At 70.1% G+C, this 21,592-nt stretch carries 20 protein-coding genes and 1 riboswitch; of the genes, 9 read left to right on the top strand and 11 right to left on the bottom strand.

Annotation, left to right across the window (positions count from 1 at the left end):
• Positions 1–65 precede the first annotated feature (65 nt).
• Positions 66–1,259 (top strand): M14 family zinc carboxypeptidase, encoded by a 1,194-nt coding sequence (locus NVV32_RS15130; protein WP_235498646.1) that lies wholly within the window; start codon positions 66–68, stop codon positions 1,257–1,259.
• 274 nt (positions 1,260–1,533) lie between these two features.
• Here the strand turns inward: NVV32_RS15130 and NVV32_RS15135 are convergent, their stop codons facing one another.
• The 6 genes from NVV32_RS15135 to NVV32_RS15160 all read right to left on the bottom strand — a co-directional run bounded on the left by NVV32_RS15135 (position 1,534) and on the right by NVV32_RS15160 (position 8,174).
• Complete coding sequence (locus tag NVV32_RS15135) at positions 1,534–1,917, bottom strand: YchJ family protein (RefSeq protein ID WP_422390705.1); 384 nt, start codon at positions 1,915–1,917, stop codon at positions 1,534–1,536.
• Between the two features lie 8 nt (positions 1,918–1,925).
• Entirely contained in the window at positions 1,926–2,948 is a 1,023-nt protein-coding gene (locus NVV32_RS15140) for an NADPH:quinone reductase (protein WP_422390706.1), read from the bottom strand.
• A complete protein-coding gene (locus NVV32_RS15145) occupies positions 2,887–4,041 on the bottom strand; it encodes a hypothetical protein (RefSeq protein WP_422390707.1) in 1,155 nt (384 codons plus the stop codon). Before NVV32_RS15145 ends, NVV32_RS15140 begins: the two co-directional genes overlap by 62 nt.
• 134 nt (positions 4,042–4,175) lie before the next feature.
• A complete protein-coding gene (locus NVV32_RS15150; protein WP_191931656.1) occupies positions 4,176–5,123 on the bottom strand; it encodes an alpha-L-glutamate ligase in 948 nt (315 codons plus the stop codon).
• 107 nt (positions 5,124–5,230) lie between these two features.
• The gene (locus NVV32_RS15155; protein ID WP_422390708.1) at positions 5,231–6,799 is read right to left on the bottom strand and encodes an AbgT family transporter; all 1,569 of its coding nucleotides are present in this window, start codon (positions 6,797–6,799) and stop codon (positions 5,231–5,233) included.
• A 55-nt stretch (positions 6,800–6,854) separates the two neighbouring features.
• Entirely contained in the window at positions 6,855–8,174 is a 1,320-nt protein-coding gene (locus NVV32_RS15160; RefSeq protein WP_422390709.1) for a M20 family metallopeptidase, read from the bottom strand.
• Positions 8,175–8,364: 190 nt separating this feature from the next.
• Between NVV32_RS15160 and NVV32_RS15165 the strand changes: the two genes are divergently transcribed.
• The 3 genes from NVV32_RS15165 (at position 8,365) to NVV32_RS15175 (ending at position 10,876) form a co-directional block, all read left to right on the top strand.
• Positions 8,365–8,598, top strand: coding sequence for a hypothetical protein (locus tag NVV32_RS15165; RefSeq protein ID WP_055767023.1), 234 nt, complete (start codon positions 8,365–8,367; stop codon positions 8,596–8,598).
• A 203-nt stretch (positions 8,599–8,801) separates the two neighbouring features.
• Positions 8,802–10,439, top strand: a complete 1,638-nt coding sequence (locus NVV32_RS15170) for an ABC-F family ATP-binding cassette domain-containing protein (protein WP_422390710.1) — start codon at positions 8,802–8,804, stop codon at positions 10,437–10,439.
• A 53-nt stretch (positions 10,440–10,492) separates the two neighbouring features.
• Positions 10,493–10,551: riboswitch (guanidine-III (ykkC-III) riboswitch) on the top strand.
• 10 nt (positions 10,552–10,561) lie between these two features.
• Positions 10,562–10,876 carry a DMT family transporter gene (locus NVV32_RS15175; RefSeq protein WP_055769096.1) on the top strand — a complete coding sequence of 105 codons (315 nt, stop codon included), beginning with the start codon at positions 10,562–10,564 and terminating at the stop codon, positions 10,874–10,876.
• A 37-nt stretch (positions 10,877–10,913) separates the two neighbouring features.
• Here the strand turns inward: NVV32_RS15175 and NVV32_RS15180 are convergent, their stop codons facing one another.
• A complete protein-coding gene (locus NVV32_RS15180) occupies positions 10,914–11,711 on the bottom strand; it encodes a GAF domain-containing protein (protein ID WP_162237508.1) in 798 nt (265 codons plus the stop codon).
• Between the two features lie 263 nt (positions 11,712–11,974).
• On the opposite strand from NVV32_RS15180, the gene NVV32_RS15185 reads away from it, so the two are divergent.
• Positions 11,975–12,565, top strand: a complete 591-nt coding sequence (locus tag NVV32_RS15185) for a hypothetical protein (protein ID WP_422390711.1) — start codon at positions 11,975–11,977, stop codon at positions 12,563–12,565.
• Between the two features lie 2 nt (positions 12,566–12,567).
• Here the strand turns inward: NVV32_RS15185 and NVV32_RS15190 are convergent, their stop codons facing one another.
• Entirely contained in the window at positions 12,568–13,764 is a 1,197-nt protein-coding gene (locus tag NVV32_RS15190) for a TerC family protein (protein ID WP_422390712.1), read from the bottom strand.
• 134 nt (positions 13,765–13,898) lie between these two features.
• Here NVV32_RS15190 and NVV32_RS15195 point away from each other — a divergent pair, with 134 nt between their 5' ends.
• From NVV32_RS15195 to NVV32_RS15205, 3 genes are all read left to right on the top strand, one after another.
• The gene (locus NVV32_RS15195) at positions 13,899–15,017 is read left to right on the top strand and encodes an alcohol dehydrogenase catalytic domain-containing protein (RefSeq protein WP_422392058.1); all 1,119 of its coding nucleotides are present in this window, start codon (positions 13,899–13,901) and stop codon (positions 15,015–15,017) included.
• A gap of 77 nt (positions 15,018–15,094) precedes the next feature.
• A complete protein-coding gene (locus NVV32_RS15200; RefSeq protein ID WP_422390713.1) occupies positions 15,095–15,958 on the top strand; it encodes an aldo/keto reductase in 864 nt (287 codons plus the stop codon).
• 128 nt (positions 15,959–16,086) lie between these two features.
• Positions 16,087–16,791: an SDR family oxidoreductase gene (locus NVV32_RS15205; RefSeq protein WP_422390714.1), complete on the top strand. Its 705-nt coding sequence runs from the start codon at positions 16,087–16,089 to the stop codon at positions 16,789–16,791.
• Between the two features lie 218 nt (positions 16,792–17,009).
• On the opposite strand, the gene NVV32_RS15210 is transcribed toward NVV32_RS15205, so the two are convergent.
• From NVV32_RS15210 to NVV32_RS15220, 3 genes are all read right to left on the bottom strand, one after another.
• Complete coding sequence (locus NVV32_RS15210) at positions 17,010–17,693, bottom strand: YqjF family protein (RefSeq protein ID WP_422392059.1); 684 nt, start codon at positions 17,691–17,693, stop codon at positions 17,010–17,012.
• Positions 17,694–17,800: 107 nt separating this feature from the next.
• On the bottom strand, positions 17,801–18,964 hold the full coding sequence (locus NVV32_RS15215) for a glycoside hydrolase family 26 protein (RefSeq protein WP_422390715.1): 1,164 nt from the start codon (positions 18,962–18,964) through the stop codon (positions 17,801–17,803).
• 84 nt (positions 18,965–19,048) lie between these two features.
• A complete protein-coding gene (locus tag NVV32_RS15220) occupies positions 19,049–20,116 on the bottom strand; it encodes a spore photoproduct lyase family protein (protein WP_422390716.1) in 1,068 nt (355 codons plus the stop codon).
• A 121-nt stretch (positions 20,117–20,237) separates the two neighbouring features.
• Between NVV32_RS15220 and NVV32_RS15225 the strand changes: the two genes are divergently transcribed.
• A complete protein-coding gene (locus NVV32_RS15225; RefSeq protein ID WP_422390717.1) occupies positions 20,238–21,578 on the top strand; it encodes a hypothetical protein in 1,341 nt (446 codons plus the stop codon).
• Positions 21,579–21,592: the final 14 nt, after the last annotated feature.

The following is a 21,592-nucleotide window of genomic DNA, read 5'->3' on the forward strand; positions in this document are numbered from 1 at the left end:
CCGCACAGGGGGTGCGTGCGGTGTTTCCCGACCGGCATCCACTCACGCGCCAATGGAGGAATTTCGTGATCAGGAGCGACACCACCGCATCAGGCAAGCCCAGGACATCCAGGAGCCGCGCTCTGGCACTGGGTCTCGCCGCCCTCGTCAGCCTGCCGCTGCTGACCTCCGGGCCGGCACAGGCGAAGGGGAACTTCCCCTCACCCGAGGGCAGCACCAGCACCGCGAGCATCCTCACCTATGCCGACACCATCAAGGAGCTCGAGAAGATCGAGAAGACCTCCCGCTACGGCGTCGACGTCTTCACCCTCGCCGAAGCGGGCACCACGGTGAACACCAGCGAACAGGGCAGGGACCTGTACGTGGCGACCGTGGGCGACGGGCCTCGGGACGTCTGGGTGCAGGGTCGCATCCACGGCAACGAACCGTACGGCGCCGAGGCCATCCTCAGCCTGCTGAAGGACCTCGGGACCAACGGATCCCCGCAGTACGAGGAGATCCGCGACGCCTTCACCATCCATTTCATCCCGATGTACAACCCGGACGGAAGTGAGCTGAACATCCGGCAGACCGTCCTCTGGGACACCGCCGCGAATGCCCCGCGAAAGGACGCGAACGGTCGGGACCTCATCGTCGACCTCAACCGGGACTGGGTGGCGGACAAGTTCCAGGCCCGCGAGTCGCTGGCCTTCTACGAGTACTGGACCATGGTGGACCCGGACTACGGCATCGACATCCACCACCAGGGCCTCAAGCAGCAGTACGGCACGGGCGACGACGTCACGCTCTCCCTCGGGATCTCGCTCGCGCCGGGTGGACCCACGTTGCCGACGCTCGAGGGCGGCGCGTACGACATCCTCACCCGCCAGATGCACGGCTACGTCTACGAGGAACTGAAGGGCGCCGGCTACATCACCATGGACCGGTACCAGGTGGGCGGCAGCCTCGAGATCGACATCAAGGGCGGCGTCGTCTCGGCGATGATGCTGGGCCTGGACTACCAGGGCCTGAACGCCGAGGGTCACTCCAACCCTGTGGTGTTCTTCGAGACTTCCGGCAACACCAGTGACGGCTCGCTCGGCCAGAAGGCCCGCGGCAAGAGCATCCAGCAGAACATCCTCGCCATGCGCACGCTGCTCACCGGGCTGGCGAACGGCGAGGTGCAGCAGACCGATCCTGAGGTGTGGGAGGAGATCCCGCACGCTCCGGTCACGGGCTACAGCACGGACTACGCGGGCACCATCCCCGTCACGCCGTAGCACCCGTTCGGGTCATCAGGAGAGCGACGACGGCGCCCCCGCGGAGAGCAGGGGCGCCGTCGGCTGCTCACGCAGGCCATGGCCATCCTTCAAGCCGCTCCCGGCCCTCCTGCCGGACACGGTGCCGGCGATGGAGCGCGGACACGGTGCCGGCGATGGAGCGCGGACGCGGTGCCGCGCCTCGTCAGACGCCGACTCGAAGCTCATCGACGGTGGAGACGATCTCGCACCTCCAGGGGTCGGACAGGACGGGCGTACTACCTGGTCCGATCCCCTACCGCCACTGCGCGTCCCCGTCGACGTACAGCCAGCGCCCGTCCACCCGGATGAACCTGCTGCGCTCCTCCAGCAGCCCCGGCTGCCCGCCGCTGCGGAACGACGCCCGGTACTCCACGAACCCCGCATCGTCCGACTGGCCGCCGTGGGTCGTGTCGACGATCTGCAGGCGCCGCCATTCCGTGTCCCCGTCGAGGTCGATGCCGAGCGGCCGCGTCGACGCGTGCCAGGAGTCGAGCAGGTACTGCTCGAGCCCGAGGGCGAACGCGGAGTACCTCGACCGCATCAGGGCGAGCGCCGTCCCGGCAGCACCACCCCGGTGGAGCGGTGCGCAGCACTCCTCGTACGGCACGGCGGACCCGCAGGGGCAGTCGTCGGACACCGGGGGTCTCAGGAGATCTCGTCGGCCACGCGGACGAGGACCTTGCCGACGGTCCCGTCCTCCACGGCGTCGTGGGCCGCGGCGGTCTCCTCGAGCGGGAACCAGGTCAGGGGGAGCCCGGCATCCTCCCCGACGGGCAGCGCACCGCTCCGCAGGGCCGCGGTGATGTCCTCCGCTGCCGCGTCGAGCGCATCCTGCCCCACGGTGTAGAGCAGGAGGCCCTGCCACCGGACGTTCTTCACGAAGCTCTCGATGATCGGCGCGGAGAAGTGGTCCCCGCCGTTGTTCGCGTAGTAGGCGATGCTGCCGTGGTTGGCGATCACCGCGACGTCGAGGGCCGCGTTCTGCGCCGGGGACACCTCGACGACGTGGTCCACGCCGTCGGGCGCGACCTCACCGATGCGATCTGCGAGCGCGTCGTCGGGGTAGCGCAGCACGTGGTGCGCCCCTGCGGCCCGGGCCAGCTCGGCCTTCGCGTCGCTGCTGACCGTGGCGATGACGGTCGCCCCGGCCCAGACGCCGAGCTGGATCGCCGCGTGGCCCACGGCCCCGGCGCCACCCTGCACGAGGACCACGCGCCCCTCGAGTGCGCCCGGCGCGAGACGGGACGGGCCGTGCTCGTGGACGGTCAGCGCACGGTGCGCGGTCATGGCGGGTACACCCAGACTCGCCGCGAGACCGAGGTCGACGCCGTCCGGCAGGACGACCGCACGCTCGGCGGGCACGACGGTGAACTCCTGGGCCGTGCCGGTCGGTCGGCCGTGAGCCGCCAGGTACATCCACACGCGGTCACCGATCGTGTGCCCGTCGACGCCGTCGCCCACGGCGTCGACCACACCGGCGCCGTCCTGGTTCGGCACCACCTCGGGGAACGCGATGGTCCCGCCGGCACGGGCCTTCCAGTCGGTCGGGTTGACGCCCGACGTGACCACACGGACCCGTACCTCCCCGGGGCCCGGCTCCGCGATCTCACGCTCCACGACGGAGAGGACGGACGAGGGGCCTGGGGAGGTGTAGACGATTGACTTCATGGTCAGAGCGAACCACGGAGGGCGGAACCGCATTCCCGCCGCATTCGCCCGCGACCCCGACGGTGCCTCGGTCCGCCTGGACAAGCGCCTGCACGAACGGCTGCACGAACGGCTGCACGAACGGCTGCACAGTCGTCCGGCACAGTCGTCCGGCACCGGAACCCGCGCGGGCATGACGACGGCGCCTCCGCTGGTCCGCGCGGGCGCCGTCGTGGGTCGGTGGTCCCTGCGTCAGCCGCGCGCGGCGAGGAACGCCTCGAGAGCCGGGAGGTCGTCGGTGGTGATGTGGTCCACGCCGGCGTCGGCCAGCTCGGCCCAGATCGCGTCGCGGGCGGCGCCGGGGAGGTCGGGGGTCGCCCAGAAGCGGACGCGCGAACCCTGCTGGTGCGCTGTTGCGACCGTAGGCCTCGAGCTCGGCACGCTCGGCGACGGGCATCTCGCCCACCCCACGCCAGGTGAACAGCTGGGTCCAGTTGTTGCTGATCAGCGGCATGAGCGACGAAGGGAGCGCACCCCCGAGGTCCGTCGCCCTGCCGTCGTAGGAGCTGAGGCGCTGGCGGTCCGCGGCCATGGTCGCGAGCGGCCGGTTACCGCTGATGACGACACTCACCGCGCCCTGCTTGACCGTGCCGTTGCCGTAGCGCGTGAGCATGCTGCGGTGCTCCTCGAGTTCCGCCTCGATGGCCGCCCACGTCTGCCCGGCGTCGCCCTTGATGTCCACGAGGAGCTGGAACTCGCCGTCCCACCCCGGGTAGACGCTGCCGGCCCTGCCGCGGACGAGCTCGTCCAGCGGGTCGAGGTACAGGCTCTCCAGAGTGACACCCGGGGTCACGTCCTCGGCATCGTGGGCCACGAGCAGCTCCCCGTCGACGAGGTGGACATCGGCTTCGACACTGGTGAAGCCGTGCTCGAGTGCGTCGTACAGCGGACGGTCGTGCTCGTAGTCGTTGTGCGCGTGGGCGGCGGCCTGCGGGTCCCCGAGGACGACGTCGTCGCGGGCGGGCGCGGCGGACGCCGGCAGCGTAGCGAGTGCGGCGGGCAGGGCCAGGGCGGTGGCGGCGAGCAGGACGGGCAGGGTACGGGCGATCGGCATGGGCCTTCGGCTTCCTCGTGGGGTGCGGTGACTCCCCACGCTAGGAAGCACAGGTGATCGGAAGACCGACGCCGGTGGGCCGCCGGATGAACCTGCGGTACCGGGAACCACGCCGCCACCGGCGGGACCACTGCTCAGCCCAGGGTCTTGAGGTACCGCACCAGCTCGCGAGGAGCCGAGGCGGGAGCTACCGCCTCGACCGCTGCGTTGTAGTTGGTGTTCGTGTTCACGTCGTAGGTCAGCACCCGGCCGTCGGCGGTCTCGATGAACTCGATGCCGCACACCTCCAGGTGGTTGCGCCGCGCGAACTCCTCGAACTGCGCGATCACCGGATGGTCGAAGTCCTCGCGGAGACTGAAGAGCTGCTGGTCCGGCTCGGGGGCGATGGTCGCCCCGGGCGGCATGATCGGCTTGCCGGTCTCCGGGTCGATGGCGCAGGCGTCTGCCGGGCAGAGCTGGAAGCCACCGCGGGCCGTGTCGGCCTTGATGGCGTAGACGAAGCGGCCACCGACGATCTCCGCACGGGTGATGAAGGGCTCCGCGGCCTGGATGAACTCCTGCACGAGCGTGATGCCATCGGCAGGCTCCTCGAACTCGCCCGACGCCACGTAGGCGGCGAGCTCGTCATGGGACTCGAACTTCCGGACCCCGAGACCCTTCCCGCCCTGGTTGTGCTTGACGATGAACGGCGGGTCGAAGCCCTGCGCCGCCTCCACGATGCGCTCACGACCGACGGCGGCCACGGTGCGCGGCGTGTCGATACCGGCGGCCCTCAGCGCGGTGAGCTGGTCGACCTTGCTCATCTCGAGCTCAAGGACGCGGCGCCCGTTGACCGTCCGGCGGCCGTGCGCCTCCAGCCACGACAGCACGGAGCGCGCGTAGTCCTTCGACAGACCGTGGTCGCGGGTGTGTGCGGAAGCGCTGATCCGGGACCAGAAGATGCCCTCCGGGGGGACCGCGTCCAGATCCAGCACACCGTCCGTGAGCAGCCACTCGACCACCTCCACCCCCTCGGCTTCGAAGGCGCGCGCGAAGGGCGGGAACCACTCGGGGTTCTCGTGCAGGGCGTAGACCGTGGTCACGGATCGTCCTTTCGTCGTGGGACAGGCTCGCCCCGCATAACCCGTGCTCCCGGGCACCTATTCCGCCCTGGCCGGACCCGGGCCCGGCCAGGGCGGCCTCTCCCCGGCTAGTCGATGAAGATGTCGTTCCCCGGGCCCATGGGCAGGTCGAGATAGAAGAACACGGTGAGGATGGCCACCCAGGCCAGCCAGAACGGCACCACGAAGGGCAGCATCCTGGCCATCAAGGTGCCGAGCCCGGCGTTCGGCTCGTACTTCCGCAGCATGGTGAGCAGCACGATCATGTAGGGGTTCAGCGGCGTGATGACCTGCGTGGCCGAGTCACCCACGCGGAACGCCCCCTGGATGAAGGCCGGCTCGTAGCCGAGGAGCGCGAACAGCGGCACGAACACCGAGGCCATCAGGGTCCACATGGACGAGCCCGAGATGATGAACAGGTTCAGGACGGAGGCGAGCAGGATGAACGCGAGGACCGCCGGATACCCCGTCAGGCCGATGGTCTCCAGGCCCGTCGCGCCCGCGACCGCGATCCAGGACCCGATGCCGGACCAGTTGAAGAGGGCGATGAACTGACCGAGGATGAACGCCAGCACCAGGAAGCCCGCCATGTCCTTGATGGCTTCGCCCATGACCCGCGGGACGTCGCGACCCGTGGTGATGGTCCCGACGACGCGTCCGTACACCAGGCCCGGGATGGTGAAGAGCAGGAACACGATGAAGACGATCGAGCTGAGCAGCGGCGAGCGCGGCAGGAATCCGCCGGTCTCGTTGCGCCACGGCGAGTCGGGGATGATCACGGCCACGAGGATCACGAGCGCGACGACGGCGCCCACGATCACGGACCAGCGCAGGGCGCGTGCCTCGACCGGCTCGAGCCCGGCCGTGAGCGCCACGGGCGCGGAGGCGTGCTCCCCGTCCTCGACGACCTCGTCCACGGGGACGTCCTGCCGGGCCAGGCGCGGCTCGAGCACCCTGTCGATGATGAACCCGGCGATGAGGATCAGCACCAGCGAAGAGGCGATGTTGAAGTAGTAGTTGGACAGCGGCGTGACCGGGGCGCCCGCGTTCGGCAGGTTCTCGGTGACGGCCGTCGTGATCCCGGCGAACAGTGCGTCGAGGCTCGTGACCAGCAGGTTGGTGGAGTAGCCCGCGCCCGCGGCCGCGAAGCCGCCGAGCAGTCCCGCCACCGGGTGGCGCCCCGCAGCCTTGAACACGAGGGCGGCCAGGGGCGGGATGATGACGAAGGCGGAGTCGGACATGACCGAGCCCACCACGCCCACGAAACCGACGGCGTAGGGCAGCGCCCAGCGGGGAGCGGACCCGAAGACCCGCCGGATGAGCGCGCCGAGGAGCCCGGACTTCTCCGCGACGCCCACGGCGAGCAGGATGGGCAGCACCGTGGCGAGCGGAGGGAAGCCCAGGTAGTTGGCCCCGATGTTCTCCGTCAGCCAGGTCAGTCCCTCACCCGTGAAGAGCCCCCTGATGACCGTGGCCTCCTCGGCGCCGGGCACCTGGACGGTCACGTTCGCGAGGGCCATGCCCGTGGTGACCACGGCCGTGATCGCGAACAGGATGAGGAACAGCATGAACGGATCGGGCAGCTTGTTGCCGACCCGCTCGACGCCGGTCAGGAAGCGGTCGCCCAGCCCGGGACGGGCTGCTGCAGTGGATGACATGCGTTCTCCTTGGCGGTGGGTGCTGCGGATGGGCGATGCTGCTGGTCGGTGCTGGTCAGGCGAAGTAGGACGGCACGTCGATCGCGCCGCCCTGGTCCTCGAACTCCTCGTGGACCGCGGCACGGAGCAGCGGATCGGTCAGGTAGTCGAGGGCCGTCAGGGCGAGCCCGACGGCGCCGTCCAGCGCCCCCTGCTCCGCCGCCGCGCTGCGGGCCGCCTCGGCGAAGGCGCGCGTGTGCAGCGCCGTGGCCGGTTCGGCGATGCGGATGAGGGGATGGATCCCCGGGACGCGGTAGCTCACGTTCCCGAAGTCGGTGGAAGCGGCAAGGGTCTCCGAGACGACACCGAGCGGGAGGGGTGCCCGCCCCCGCCGCTGCTGGGCGGCCACCCAGCGACCGGTCAGCGCGGTGTTGGTGCGGATGGGGAGCGACGGCGGATGCTCGTCCCACTGCAGCTCCACGCCCGTGCCGGTCATCAGCGCGGCGCCGCGGGCCACGTCCTCGAGGCGCGCGCTGAGGTCCCTCAGCGTGGCCGGCTGCTGGGACCGCGCGTAGAGCTTCAGCACCGCACGGCCGGGGATGATGTTCGGGCTCTGCCCGCCCTCGGTGAGGTTGGTGTGCACCCGGTCCGACGGCGGCAACTGCTGCCGCAGCAGGCCGATGCCCTGGTACGCGAGGTTCGCGGCGTCGAGCGCGTTGCGCCCCATGAAGGGCTGCGCGGATGCGTGGGCCTCCACCCCCGTGAAGGTGATGGTGAGCAGGCGGCGTCCGAGCCACACCTGGTCGGCGAGGTCGTAGCCGTAGGGGTGCACCATGATCGCGGCGTCGACGTCGTCGAAGGCTCCGTGGCGCGCCATGACCTCCTTGCCGGAATGTCCCTCCTCGGCCGGGGTGCCGAGGAATACGACGCGGCCGGGCAACCGGTCCGCCACCGATGCCAGGGCGAGGAACGCGCCGAGTCCGGCCGCGGCGATCACGTTGTGGCCGCAGGCGTGGCCGATCTCCGGGAGGGCGTCGTACTCGGCGAGGACCGCGATGGTGGGCCCCCGGTCCGCGCTGCCAATCTCCGCCCGCACCGAGGTCTCGACCCCGTGCACGCCGAGGCGGGCGTCGAGGCCGTGCCGGGTGAGCTCCTGGTGCAGCAGCGCCGCGCCGGCGTGCTCCCTGAACGCCGTCTCGGGGTGGGCGTGCAGGTGCTGGACCACGTGCCGCAGGCGCCCTGCCACGCCCTCGACCCCGCGCTCGACGTCGTCGGCCAGGGCGGCCGGCGCCCCGTCGAACGGCGAGGGGTCCGGCGTGGCCTCCGCGAGGAGGGTCCGCGTGCGTTCGTCGATGGCTCGGAGGTAGGCCCGGTCCGGGTCGGTGGGGTGGCTCATTCGAGTAGCTTAGGCAACGATCAACCTGCTGTGCAGACCCCGCGGGACCTCCGGAGTAACATCCCGGGCCGGCGTCCCGAAACATAATCTGCCCGAAATATCCCGGCAACACCGCTCCCGAATCATGAAGGGGTCGCCGGCCGCAGCACGAGCCGGCGGACCGCACATCCCGAATCCTGAGGAGCACCCGATGTCCGTCGTCGCCACCCCCGCCACCGCAACCGCAACGTCCCGGATCCTCGACCTGGGTTCGGTGACCGCGGGCACCGTGGTCGAAGCGCGCCGGAGGGGCGAGGTCCACTACCGCGGCTGCGTCGAGGACTCGGCACCCGGGCTCGGCGTGGTGTGGGTCCGCGACACCCTGGCCGGGCACCGGGCCATCCTCCACCTCGATGACTACAGCATCTGGCGGGTCACCGCCTGACCGCCGTGGACGACATCAGCGCAGGACCCGGTAGCTCGCGTGGACGACGCCCGAGGCATCGTGGCTCCGCCCACCGCGATGTCGCCGGTGCCGACGCAGCCCGGCCTGCGTCCCGGTCTTCGGGCGCGGAGCGCTGCCCGACGACTACGCCGGATGGGGTCGGAGGACCGGTCCCGGCCATGTTCCCCTCCTAGACTGGGACCATGACTGCAACCCTCGTGGCGAAGGACCTGTCCGGGGGCCACGCCCACCGCACCCTCTTCTCGAAGCTCGACCTCACCGTCGCGCCCGGGGACGTGGTGGGCGTGGTGGGGGCCAATGGCGCCGGGAAGACGACCCTCCTGCGGCTGCTCGCCGGCGCCGACACCCCGATCGCCGGAACGGTCCGCACCACGCCTCCCGATGCCTTCGTCGGCTGGCTCCCGCAGGAGCACGAGCGGCTCGAGGGCGAGACCGTGGCCGGGTACATCGGCCGCCGTACGGGGACGACGGCGGCGACCCTCGCCATGGAGGATGCCGCGGCCGCCCTCGGGAGCGGGGCCAGGGGAGCGGACGACGCCTATGCGGCCGCCCTCGACCACTGGATGTCCTCCGGCGCCGTGGACCTCGAGGACCGCATGCCGTCCGTGCTGGCCGATGTCGCCGGAGCGATCGACCCTGCCACGCCCACGACGGCGCTCTCCGGCGGACAACTGGCCCGCGTGGCCCTCGCGGCCCTGCTCCTGAGCCGCTTCGACATCGTGCTGCTCGACGAGCCCACGAACGACCTCGACCTCGCGGGACTCGAGCGCCTCGAGTCCTTCATCCAGAACCTGCGCGGCGGCGTGGTCCTCGTGTCCCACGACCGCGAGTTCCTCGCCCGCTGCGTGACCACCGTCGTCGAACTGGACCTGGCGCAGAACAGGGTGGCCGTGTACGACGGCGGGTACGACGCCTTCCTCGAGGAACGCGCCGTCGCTCGGCGCCATGCCCGCGAGGCCTACGAGGAGTACGCGGACAAGAAACAGGACCTCGTGGGACGTGCGCGGACGCAGCGGGAATGGAGCTCGCAGGGAGTCCGCAACGCGATGAAGAAGAGCCCGGACAATGACAAGATCCGCCGGAAGGCGAGCGTCGAGTCCTCCGAGAAGCAGGCGCAGAAGGTCCGGCAGATGGAGTCGCGGATCGACCGGATGGAGGAGGTCGAGGAGCCGCGCAAGGAGTGGCAGCTGCAGTTCACCATCGGGTCCGCAGCGCGCTCCAGCTCGGTCGTGGCAACCCTGAACAACGCCTCGGCGACGCAGGGGTCCTTCACGCTCGGCCCGGTGTCACTCCAGGTGAACGCCGGCGAGCGCATCGGGATCACCGGGCCGAACGGCGCCGGGAAGTCCACCCTCCTGCGCCTCCTCCTCGGCCACCAGGAGCCGGACGACGGCGGCTCGGCCCTCGGCTCGAGCGTCGCCATCGGGGAGATCGACCAGGCCCGCGGGCAGCTCGACGAGACCCTGCCGCTCGGCGAGGCCTTCGAAGCGCTCGTCCCGGAGATGACGCAGGGCGAGGTGCGCACGCTGCTCGCGAAGTTCGGCCTGAAGGCGGACCAGGTGCGCGCCGCCGTCGGATCCCTCTCCCCGGGGGAACGGACCCGTGCCGGGCTGGCGCTCCTGCAGGCCCGCGGCGTGAACCTCCTCGTCCTCGACGAACCGACCAACCATCTCGACCTCCCCGCGATCGAACAGCTGGAGGACGCCCTCGAGTCCTACACCGGCGCCCTCCTGCTCGTCACGCACGATCGGCGCCTGCTCGAGAACGTCCGGCTCGACGGCCGCTGGCAGGTCGACGCGGGCAGGGTCACGGTCGGCTGAGACGGCGCCTTCGCCGCGCACGACACGATCGTGACACCATGGGGACCGGGGCAGGGACGACCGGCCCCCCGGACGAGGGCGCCGTACCCGGAGTGCGACAAGACGGCGCGTGGGAGTTCATCATGGCCTGGCTCGTCCTCATTATCTCCGGAATCCTCGAAGCCGTCTGGGCAACAGCCCTCGGCAGGTCGGAGGGCTTCAGCAGACTCGTGCCGAGCCTCGTCTTCGCCGTCGCGATCGTCGCGAGCATGGCGGGCCTGGCCTACGCGATGCGCTCGCTGCCCATCGGTACCGCCTACGCGGTCTGGGTGGGGATCGGGGCGTCGCTGACCGTCGTCTATGCCATGGCCACGGGCGCCGAGCCCGCGTCCCTCCTGAAGATCGTGTTCGTCCTGATGATCGTGGGCGGCGTCGTCGGGCTGAAGCTGTCCCACTGACACCGTCCGCCCGACGCGTGGCGCGACCGCGGGGCGGCTAGACGCCGATCAGTCCCTGCACCGAGGCCGCGAGGAGCTCCAGCGTCCGCGCATCCGCCGGAGAGAAGCCACGCGGTGTGTCCGACACCACGCACAGCGACCCGATCCGCCAGCCCCCCGGGCCGAGCACCGGGTATCCGGCATAGAAGCGGATGCGTGGTCCTCCGGTCACGAGGGGGTTCGACGAGACCCGCGGATCCAGGGCGGCATCGGTGACGACGAAGGGCTGGGCATCCCCGACCGTGCGGTGGCAGAAGGACGTCTCCCGCGGGCCGTCCGTCCCGATGGTCCCGGAGATCGAGGTGATGACCTGCCGGTCCCGGGTGATCAGGGCCAGCGAGGACGAGCAGCCGGGGAAGCGGCGCGCCGCCTCCGCCGTGATGGCGTCCACCTGGTCCTCGCCGACGCAGCGGAGGAGACCGGTCCGCTCGAGCGATTCGAGGCGCAGGAGTTCGGCGCGGCGCGCGCTGACCAGGGGTGCGATCAGGTCCGCGGGCGAGATGCCGCAGGTGCTCCAGGAGGCGAAGGGCTCCTCCCGGTCAGCCCATGCCGGCTGCCTCCCCGACGGCGCCCGGGTCCCGGTACCGGGCGTCTCCTCGGCGAGGACGTTGACGGCGCGGGCGATGAGGTCGCGGTCCTCGGGCCGGGCGGTCAGCAGGCCGTTGAGGTACCCGTCCACCACGACGCCGTCGGCGGACCCACCGAGACCGACGTACACGACCCACGCCTCGAAGGGGTCCGCGCCGACGTCCGCCAGCACCTGCCGGGTCAACCACTGCTGCGTGACTGCTTTCACGTTCGGTCCCGTTCTCGTCGGCGTCCCGGTGGACGCGCGGTCGGCCGGAGTGACACACGCCACGGCCCCGGTGAGCATGATTCGACGCGGCAGGGCCGGCGGATGTGTCCCCCTCCGGAGTCTTGCGGGGGTTTCGACGGGCTGCCTTGAGGTACTGCCGCGAGCTTGCGCCAAAACTGAGCGTCAGCGACCGCTTCAGTTGACGTGCGGTTGCGAGGATCGGTCGAGGCTCAGCTGGGGGCCGCGACGAGGAGCTGACCACGATGCAGAATGACGACACCCTGACGGCCATGGAGTTCGCCGGGCTCTCGACCTACGAGACCTGGATGCACTACTGCAACATGGGCGGCTGGACCGACTACTTCGAGTTCGACGCCTACCTGTACGGCGTGTACACCCTCGACGACGACGACGCGGATCTCGTGTCGCAGGCCGTCAACGAACTCATCGACGACGCCTGCCCCGCCGACGAGGCGGCCCTCTGCCGCGCCCCCTACTCCTGGACAGCCGTCACGGACCGCACGGTTGCCGACGTCGTCCTCCATGATGCGATGCTCGACGACGGCCTGTTCGAGGACACCCTGCCGGGCTGCATCCTGCCCGGCGTCGGACCGGGCACGGAGGGCGAGGACGCAGGCCGACTCGACGAAGGGCCCATCCGCGTCCCCGTGGACGACCTCGTGGGTCCGCACTCGCCCGACACCTTCGGCTCGCTCTTCCTGACGGGCCTCGACGTCCGCCCCCTCAGGGGCCGCCCGGGCGTCCCCCTGCCGCCCGGCGCGCCCCTCGAGCTGCTCGGCGAGATCCTCGACAGCGGCGTGATCGGCCGGATCATCTCGCGCGAGCGGCGCTAGCCCTACCGTCCCGGTTCGCGCTCCAGCGCGGCGTCGTGCTCGGCGTGCGCCTTCCGGATCATCTCCATGAACTCGGTCTCGTTCCGGATGAGCCGCTTGAACTTCTCGGGCAGGGTCCTGAGGTCCCGCTCCTCGGCGCACAGCCTCGCGTAGATCTTCTCGCGCTCGCTGATATCCGTCTCGTAGGTGAGGTCCAGGTACTCGGCAGCGTGCCGTTTGGCTCCGGAGATCGCGTTCTTCGCCCGGCCCTTGGGGCTCAGCACCGAGGCCAGCACGGTCACGACGAGGACCCCGAGGATCACGCTCAGCGACAGGCCCGTGCTGATCTCCACGACCTCCACGTGCTCGCCGTTGTTGATGAAGGGGAGGTTGTTCTCGTGCAGCGCGTGCAGGATGAGCTTCACGCCGATGAAGCCGAGGATGACGGCCAGTCCGTAGGAGAGGTAGATGAGGCGGTCGAGCAGCCCGTCGATGAGGAAGAACAGCTGCCGCAGCCCCATGAGCGAGAAGGCCGTGGCCGTGAACACGATGAACGTGTTCTGGGTGAGGCCGAAGATCGCGGGGATGGAGTCGAGGGCGAACAGGATGTCGGTCGCGCCGATGGCCACCATCACGAGGAGCATCGGCGTGAGGACGCGCTTGCCGTTCTCCATGGTGAACAGCTTGTCGCCGTCGTAGTGCTCCGACGCCGGGAGGAAGCGCCTGGCGAGCCGGATCACCAGGCTGTCGCCGTCGTCGTCGTGCCCGCCCGGCTTCAGCAGGTTGCCGGCGGTGATGAGCAGGATCAGCCCGAAGATGTAGAAGACCCAGGCGAAGCTGTTGATGAGGGCGGCGCCGAGGAAGATGAACCCGGTCCGCGCGATCAGCGAGAAGACGATGCCGAAGAGCAGCACCTTCTGCTGGTCCGCCCGTGGCACCTTGAAGCTGGACATGATGATGAGGAAGACGAACAGGTTGTCCACGGAGAGCGCCTTCTCCGTGACGTAGCCGGCGAAGTACTCGGTGCCCATGGTCGGTCCGCCGAACAGGAGGACGCCGATGCCGAAGACCAGAGCGATCCCCACATAGATGGAGGACCAGATGGCGGACTCGCGGAGGGTCGGCGTGTGCGCCTTGCGGACGTGGAAGAAGAAGTCGAAGAGCAGCAGTCCCACGATGCCGATCACCGTGGCGGTCCAGACGTAGAACGGTACTTCCATGATGCAGGCTCCTCAGAAGATGCCGGCGGCGAGCCGGTACGGTCCGCCCCCGGTCGTGATCGTAACGGTACTGGCCTCCCCCTAGACTGGCGCAGTCCGTACCTTTATGACGAGGGGATGCCATGAGCCCGATGATGCGCGCCGCGGTACTGCGTACCGCCGAACTGCCTGCCCCGTATGCACGGAGCAAGCCCCTCGCACTGGACCTGGTTCCCGTGCCCGCACCCCGTGCGGGTGAGGTCCGCGTGCGGATCGCCCGGGCCAGCCTCTGCCACTCGGACCTCTCGGTGATCAACGGGTCCAGGGTCCGCCCCCTGCCGATGGCCCTCGGTCACGAGGCGACCGGCGTCGTGGAGAGCGTGGGCGACGGCGTCGACGACGTCCGGCCCGGGGACCACGTGGTCCTCGTCTTCGTACCCGCCTGCGGCTCCTGCCGCGCCTGTTCCGCCGGGCGGCCGGCGCTCTGCTACCGCGGCGCCGAGGCCAACGGCAGTGGTGACCTGCTGCACGGTCCGGCCGTCCTGGCCACCGCCGACGGAGAGCGCATCAACCACCACCTCGGCGTCTCCGCCTTCGCCGACTACGCCGTCGTGGCCCGGGAATCACTGGTGGTGATCGACGACGACGTGCCGTTCGACATCGCCGCGATGTTCGGCTGCGCGGCGCTCACGGGCATCGGCGCCGTCCTCAACACGGCGGAGGTGGCAGCGGGACAGTCCGTGGTCGTGTTCGGCCTGGGCGCCGTGGGCCTGATGGCGGTCATGGCCGCCGCGCAGATCGCGGGCACCACCGTGATCGCGATCGACCCCCTGCCGTCCAAGCAGGAGCTCGGTCTCCGGTGCGGCGCGCAGCACGCTGGTGGTCCGGAGGACGCCGCGGACTTCGTGCGGCAGGCGACGGACGGCGGGGCCGACGTCGTCATCGAGGCCGTGGGCAGCGCCCGCGTGCTGGAGTCGGGGCTCCAGCTGCTCGCCCGCGGCGGTGCGCTCGTCTCCGTCGGACTGCCCCACCCCGATCAGGCGATCTCGACCCAGGCCCTGCAGTTCGCCGGTATGGGCCGGCGGCTGCTCGGCTCCTACATGGGGGACGCCGTGCCCGAGCGGGACATTCCCGCCTACCTCGACCTCTGGCGGAGCGGGAAGCTCCCCGTCGAACTCCTGCACACCGACACCCGGCCCCTGGCCGACCTCAACGAGAGCCTCGACGCCCTCGCCGAGGGCCGGGTGGTGCGGCGGATCTTCACCGTCGACTGAGGCTTTGTTGTCATTGGCACCAATTCCTGAAGCGTGCTTACCATGAGGGCAGCACGTCTATCCAAAGGAGAACGACAATGCAGCAACGCACACTCGGCGGTACCAGCGTCAGCGCAGTCGGCCTGGGCGGCATGCCCATGTCCATCGAGGGTCGTCCCGACGAGGACCGTTCCATCCGCACCATCCACGCCGCCCTCGAGGCCGGCGTGACCCTGATCGACACCGCGGATGCCTACCACCGCGACGCGGACGAGGTGGGCCACAACGAGTCCCTCATCGCGAAGGCGCTCTCGAGCTTCGGGTCGGGCGCAACGGACGTGCTGGTCGCGACCAAGGGCGGGCACCTGCGGCCCGGTGATGGCTCGTGGACGCAGAACGGCCACCCGGACTACCTCAAGGAGGCCGCGAAGGCATCCCTGGCGAGGCTCGGCGGCGACGCGATCGACCTCTACCAGTTCCACCGCCCGGACACCGAGGTGCCCTACGAGGATTCCATCGGTGCCCTCAAGGACCTGCTGGACGACGGCGTGATCCGCATGGCCGGCATCTCCAATGCCACGGTGGACCAGATCCGGAAGGCGAACCAGATCCTCGACGGCCGCCTCGTCTCCGTGCAGAACCAGTTCTCCCCCGCCTTCCGCTCCAGCGAGGACGAGCTGCGCTACTGCGGCGAGAACGGCATCGCCTTCCTCCCGTGGAGCCCCCTCGGTGGCATCCAGAAGGCCGGTGGGCTCGGTGAGACCTTCGCGCCGTTCCAGGAGGCCGCGGACAAGCACGGGGTGAGCCCCCAGCAGGTCTGCCTGGCCTGGGAGCTGGCCCTCTCGCCGACCGTTATCCCCATCCCGGGCGCCTCGCGGCCGGAAAGCATCACCGACTCGGCGAAGGCCGCCGAGCTCCAGCTCTCCGACGAGGAGATCCAGGCGCTCTCCGCGGCCCTCTGACCAGCCGACACGCGGCACCCGGGAACGCCCTCCCCTCCCTCGGACGGAAGGGCGTTCCCGTACAGGCCGTCCGCGCTCTGCACCGGTCGGCAGTCCGCGTGTCCTGCCGGCGTTGCTAGGGTGGCAGCATGTCCCCCCACCCCGTCGCCCTCATCACCGGCGCCTCCCGCGGCATCGGCCGCGCCATCGCCGACGAGCTCGGCTCCACGCACCACCTCCTGCTCGGCGGCCGCGACCTCTCCGCGCTCGCCGAGCTCTCGTCGTCGTTCCCGTCCGCCGAACCGTTCGCGGCAGAGCTGCGCGACGCCGGTCAGGTGGCCGCCGCCGTGGCGGGCATCCCCCGGCTGGACGTCCTCGTGCACTCCGCGGGCGTGCTCAGGATGGGTTCCGTCGCCGACCTGTCCGACGACGCCTGGCGCGAGAGCTTCGAGGTGAACGTGTTCGCGGTGGCATCGCTGACGCGCGCGCTCCTGCCGGCACTGCGCAGCGCGCGCGGCCAGGTGATCGCGATCAACAGCGGGTCGGGCTATTCCTCCGGCGCAGGTTCCTCGGTGTACAGCGGCACGAAGTTCGCGCTGCGTGCCCTCACCGACGCGCTGCGCGACGAGGAGCGGGCGCACGGCGTGCGGGTGAGTTCCATCCATCCCGGGCGCGTCGCCACGGACATGCAGGAGGAGCTGCATGCCTGGGAGGGCAAGGACTACCGTCCCGAGGCCTGGATCCAGCCCGGCCAGGTCGCGAAAGCGGTGCGGCTCGCCGTCGACGCCACACCCGAATCGACCATCGAGACGCTGAGCATCCGCCCGTCGGGCATCACGCTCGAGGGCGGCTGACGCCTCCCCCCGCCGGCTACCCGCGTACGGTCGCCGTCCTTCCTCCTCCTGCGGGCGCGGAACAAGATCGGGGAATCCGGGCATGGGCGGTGCCGTGATCGCATGCAGGTTCGCGACCGGTCGATGACCGTCCTCGTCCTCCACGCCCTGGGCGGCTGCCCTTTCCACGGCCACCCGGGCAGGAGGAGACATCAGATCGACGGCGACCGAGGGTGAGGTCAGGCGGCGGGCACGACGCGCGGCCTGCCGAACTGCGTCTGCACGCCGGGCGAGAAAAGCACCGAATCCGGCGGACCCTGGACGCGGATCCCCGCGGCTCCCAGCAATCCGTCGTCGAGCTCCGTGAGCGTCGCGGGGTGGAGGGGCCAGGGCGTGTGCGTGTTGGGGATGTACAGCGTGCGGCCGGCCAGGGTGCTGTGCAGGCCGAAGCGCGCCGTCAGCTCGAGGGACAGGCGGTCCACCGCCGTCCGTGACACGTCCGGCCGGACGGCGAAGCGGGACTCGGCCTGCCGTCGGAAGCGGGCGACGTCGTACCCGTACTCCCGCCCGTCGCCGCTCCCGCGCCGGACGGGCGAGCATCTCGACCAGACGTACGGGATGCCGCCGGCCCGGGCGGCGAGGACCACGGCCAGCCGCGACGCGTCGAGGGTCACGAACACCACCCCGCGCGTGCCGTCCGGGCCGCGCGAGTAGAGCCGGACGTTGATCTCGGTGAACGAACCGACGTACGGGACCGGCAGGCCCCGGCCCAGCCCCGCACCGATCATCCGGAAACCGATGAGTCCCACCCACGAGGAGCCGTCCACCTCGTCCGGCACCACGCCGGGCGGCATGTACCGCGCCACCTCGGCCGCGGCGACGCGCCAGTGCAGGAATACGGCGTCCGCCCAGAACTGGTCCATGATGACCGGCCGGGGCAGCGCGGGCGCGAGCTGCCAGTCGTCCTGCGGCCCGCCACCGCGCTGTGCCGCTCCGCCTGATCGCGCGGCGTCGTCCTTTGATCCACCGGTCATGAGATCTGCTCCCCGCAGTCGTCGGGCTCTTCCGCGAAGCGGTACCACTCGGGCATCGCCGCGGTGAATTCGGCACGGACCGCGGCGTCCTCGACGACGGTCCAGTCCACCGCGGAGCCCACCTCGGGCTCCACCTTGTTCCATTCGAACCAGTTCACCATCTTCAGGTGCGGGAACCGCTCGTGCACCGCCGGGTCGAAGACCTGCTCCCACCAGGCGCGCTTGATGTTGAGGGTCCGCAGGTCGCCGATCCCGTCCGTGACGAGGGCCGCGGTCTCGGGGATGGCGACGGGCTTGCCGTGCCGCACCCCGTAGTCGGCGTAGAAGTCGGGGAGCATCGAATCGTCCCCGTTCTTCCCGTCGTAGGCGCCGGTGAGCTGCTCCACGAACTTGCCCTCCTCGGGCATCTCGCTCTCGCCCCAGGGGTAGGTGCTCCCCCAGTGGTACAGGGACATGCCCACCCAGTCGACGGCGTCGTCGCCGGGATAGTAGGGCGCGTAGGGGTCGTCGTCACTCGTGATCACGCCGTCGCCCGTGGTGTCGAGAGCGGCGAAGCCGGCCGTGCCGGGACGCGCCTCGTGGGCGCCGCCCGCGAACGGGTAGCCGCCGGCATAGTTCGGAGCCCACATCATCGCCGAGCCCGGAGCCCGGCCGTGGACGGCGTCCGATACCCGGCGGAACGCGTCGATGTACTCGGCGGGCTGCTGCCCCCACGGGTACCACGAGCCGTTCATCTCGTGGGCGAAACGCACGATCACCGGCACACCGCTGGTGTTGAAGCCCGCCAGCATCGCGGCGAGCTCGTCGGCACGCTCCGCCGTCACGGCCAAGAGACCCTGCTGCGGCTCGAGGGTCAGCAGGAGTGTGCCGCCCTCCTGACGCAGCTGTTCTGCCGCCGCGGCGATGAGGGCCCGATCCTCGGCGGCGAAGGGGAAGTCGGCGAAGGACACGGCGACGGCGGGCCGGCTCCCCAGCTTCCCGGCGTACTCGGCGAGTGTCTCCTTGCCCCACTCGAGGTTCACGCCCATGAGGGTGCCCACCTCCGGTGCAAGGTCACGTCCCTCGATGGGCGGGCACGGCCTGGCCGTGGGGTTGATGTTGCAGGCGCAGAGGGACAGGAGGAGCAGTGCGGTGAGCACGCGCGCGAGGGTTGAGACCACCCGGCCAATCTACAACGGAGCACCTGCGCCCCCGTCCCGGCGCCCCTGCGACGGCAGGATCGCCGGGCGGCGGAAGCAGTGGCTTCAGAAGGCATAACGGATGCGGCAGTACGGCAGCGCTTCGGCGGCGAGGCCGAGGAAGGCATCCAGGTAGCCACGCTTCTCGTAGGCGATGTAGCGCACGTTCGCGAAGCCGTTCTGGGACTGCTTGGTCTCCTGCAGGTCCGGGCGCCACAGGATCTCCTCCGCCTGGGGGTGCCAACCGAGATTGACCTCGTGCAGCTGCTGGTTGTGCGTCAGGAAGATGACCTCGGCCGCGAGCTGCTGCTTCGCGGCGGGTGACAGCGCTGCGTCGAGCTGCGCGAAGAGCTCCCGCCAGTCCTCCTTCCACCCGGGCGTGATGATGACCGGTGAGAAGTTGACGTGGACCTCGTACCCCGCCTCCACGAAGTCGTTGATGGCGGCGATGCGCTCGGCCACGGGTGTGGTGCGCACGTCGACCATCCGGGCGAGCTTCTCCGGCATGAGGGAGAACCGGATCCTGGTGCGTCCCTGCGGATCCCACCCGAGCAGATCGCGGTTCACGTACTTGGTGGCGAAGGAGAGCTTGGCGGTGGGCAGCTCCCGGTAGAGCGACACGAGGTCCTGCACGTTGTCGCTGACGAGGGCGTCGACGGAGCAGTCGCTGTTCTCCCCGATGTCGTAGACCCAGGCCCGGTCGTCGCACTGGTTCGGTTCCAGCTTCATGCCCTGGCGCGCCACATGCCGCTCGAGGTAGCCGCTGATCTGGTCGATGTTCGCGAAGACCGTGATGGGATTGCTGTACCCCTTGTGCCGGGGGACATAGCAGTAGGCGCACGCCATGGCACAGCCGTTGGCCGTGGAGGGCGCGATGAAGTCCGCGGACCTACCGTTGGGCTTGGCGGTGAGAGACTTCTTCACCCCGATGATCAGGGCCTCGGTCTTGATGCGGACCCAGCGGCGCACGTTCGCCTCGTCGCCGCTGAGCTCCGGGATGCGCCAGTGACTGGCGACCTCGACGACGTCGGCCTCGGGCCAGCGCGCAAGGATCTCCTGTCCACGCGGCAGCGCTGCTGCTGCAGGCTCGACATAGATGCGACTGATCTGCAGGAGCTTCTCGGCCTGGAGCATGGGACCCTTCGCGTGGCGTTGTGTCCCTCCACGGTAGGTTCCACCACCGACACTTCCCCGGCGAACCCGTCCATTCCTGTCCTTGTTGAGAATGATCTTCATTTACGTCTAACCTAGGGGTATGTCGCTACATCGTCGAACCCTCCCCCTGTCCACCGCCGTCCTCGCAGCCCTGGTGCTCACCTCGTGTTCCACGCCGGCCTCGACGGGCTCCGGGGCCGATACCCCGGCGAGTCCCGCCACGACCGCCGACAGCCCCTCGGAAGCCGGCACACCTGGCGCCGACGCCACGGATCGGCAGGAGGTCGACGGTCTCGCACCCCGGGCGGTCCTGACGTACGACGGCGGCATCATGGCTGTCGATACCGAGACCGGTGACGTGCTGACGAACACCGAGTCCGAGGGCTTCCTGCGCCTCAACGAGGCCGGCGACGGACGGCACGTCCTCGTCAGTGCCGGTAAGGAATTTCGGGTGTTCGACAGCGGCCTGATCGTCGAGGGGCACGGGGACCACGACCACTACTACGAGCAGGCCCCTGCGCTCACGGGCTCCACGGTGGAGGCCGCCGAGGCCGGACACGTCGTTGCGCACGAGGGGAAGACCGCGCTCTTCGCCGACGGCAGCGGAGCGATCAGCATCATGGACACCTCGGCATTCGAGGACGGCCGGATCGACGCGGACGAGGTCGAGGGCTTCTCCACCGATGACCCCCACCACGGGGTGGCCGTCCCCCTGACGTCGGGTGATCTGCTGATGACGCAGGGGACAGCGGATTCCCGATCCACCGTGCAGGTCGTCTCTCCCGAGGGTGAGGTCCTCGCCGAGACGACGGACTGCCCGGGGGTACACGGCGAAGCCGCTGCCATGCCGACCGCGGGCGGCGACGTCGTCTCCCTGGGCTGCGAGAACGGTCCGGTGGTCTATCGGGACGGCGAGTTCCACAAGATCCCCGTCGACGAGCCCTACCAGCGCTCCGGCAACCAGTTCGGCAGCCACGAGTCCCCGATCGTCCTGGCCGACTACAAGACGGACCCTGACGCGGAGCAGGAACGCCCCACCCGCGTCGGGCTGATCGACACCCACGCCTCCGTCATGACCACCGTCGACCTCGGATCGGCGTACTGGTTCCGTTCACTCGCCCGGGGCGCCGACGGTGAGGCCCTCGTCCTGACCTATGACGGGGAACTGAACATCCTCGACGAGGAGAGCGGAGCCGTCCTCCACGAGGTGAAGGTCGTCGCACCCTGGGAGGAGCCCGAGGAATGGCAGTCCCCCGCCCCGACCGTCAAGGTCGGAGCCGACGGTTTCGCCTACGTCACGGAGCCGTCCGCCAAGAAGCTGCATGTCATCGACGTCGCCGAGGGTACCCTGCTGGACAGCTTCGACCTTCCCGAGACCCCGGTGGAGCTCGCCGTCGTGACCGGAGAGGGAAGCCACGGACACGACCACGCCGACGGCTGAGGCCACCGGCACTG

Origin of the sequence: Arthrobacter sp. N1 (assembly GCF_048288285.1) — a bacterium.
Lineage (GTDB): Bacteria > Actinomycetota > Actinomycetes > Actinomycetales > Micrococcaceae > Arthrobacter_D.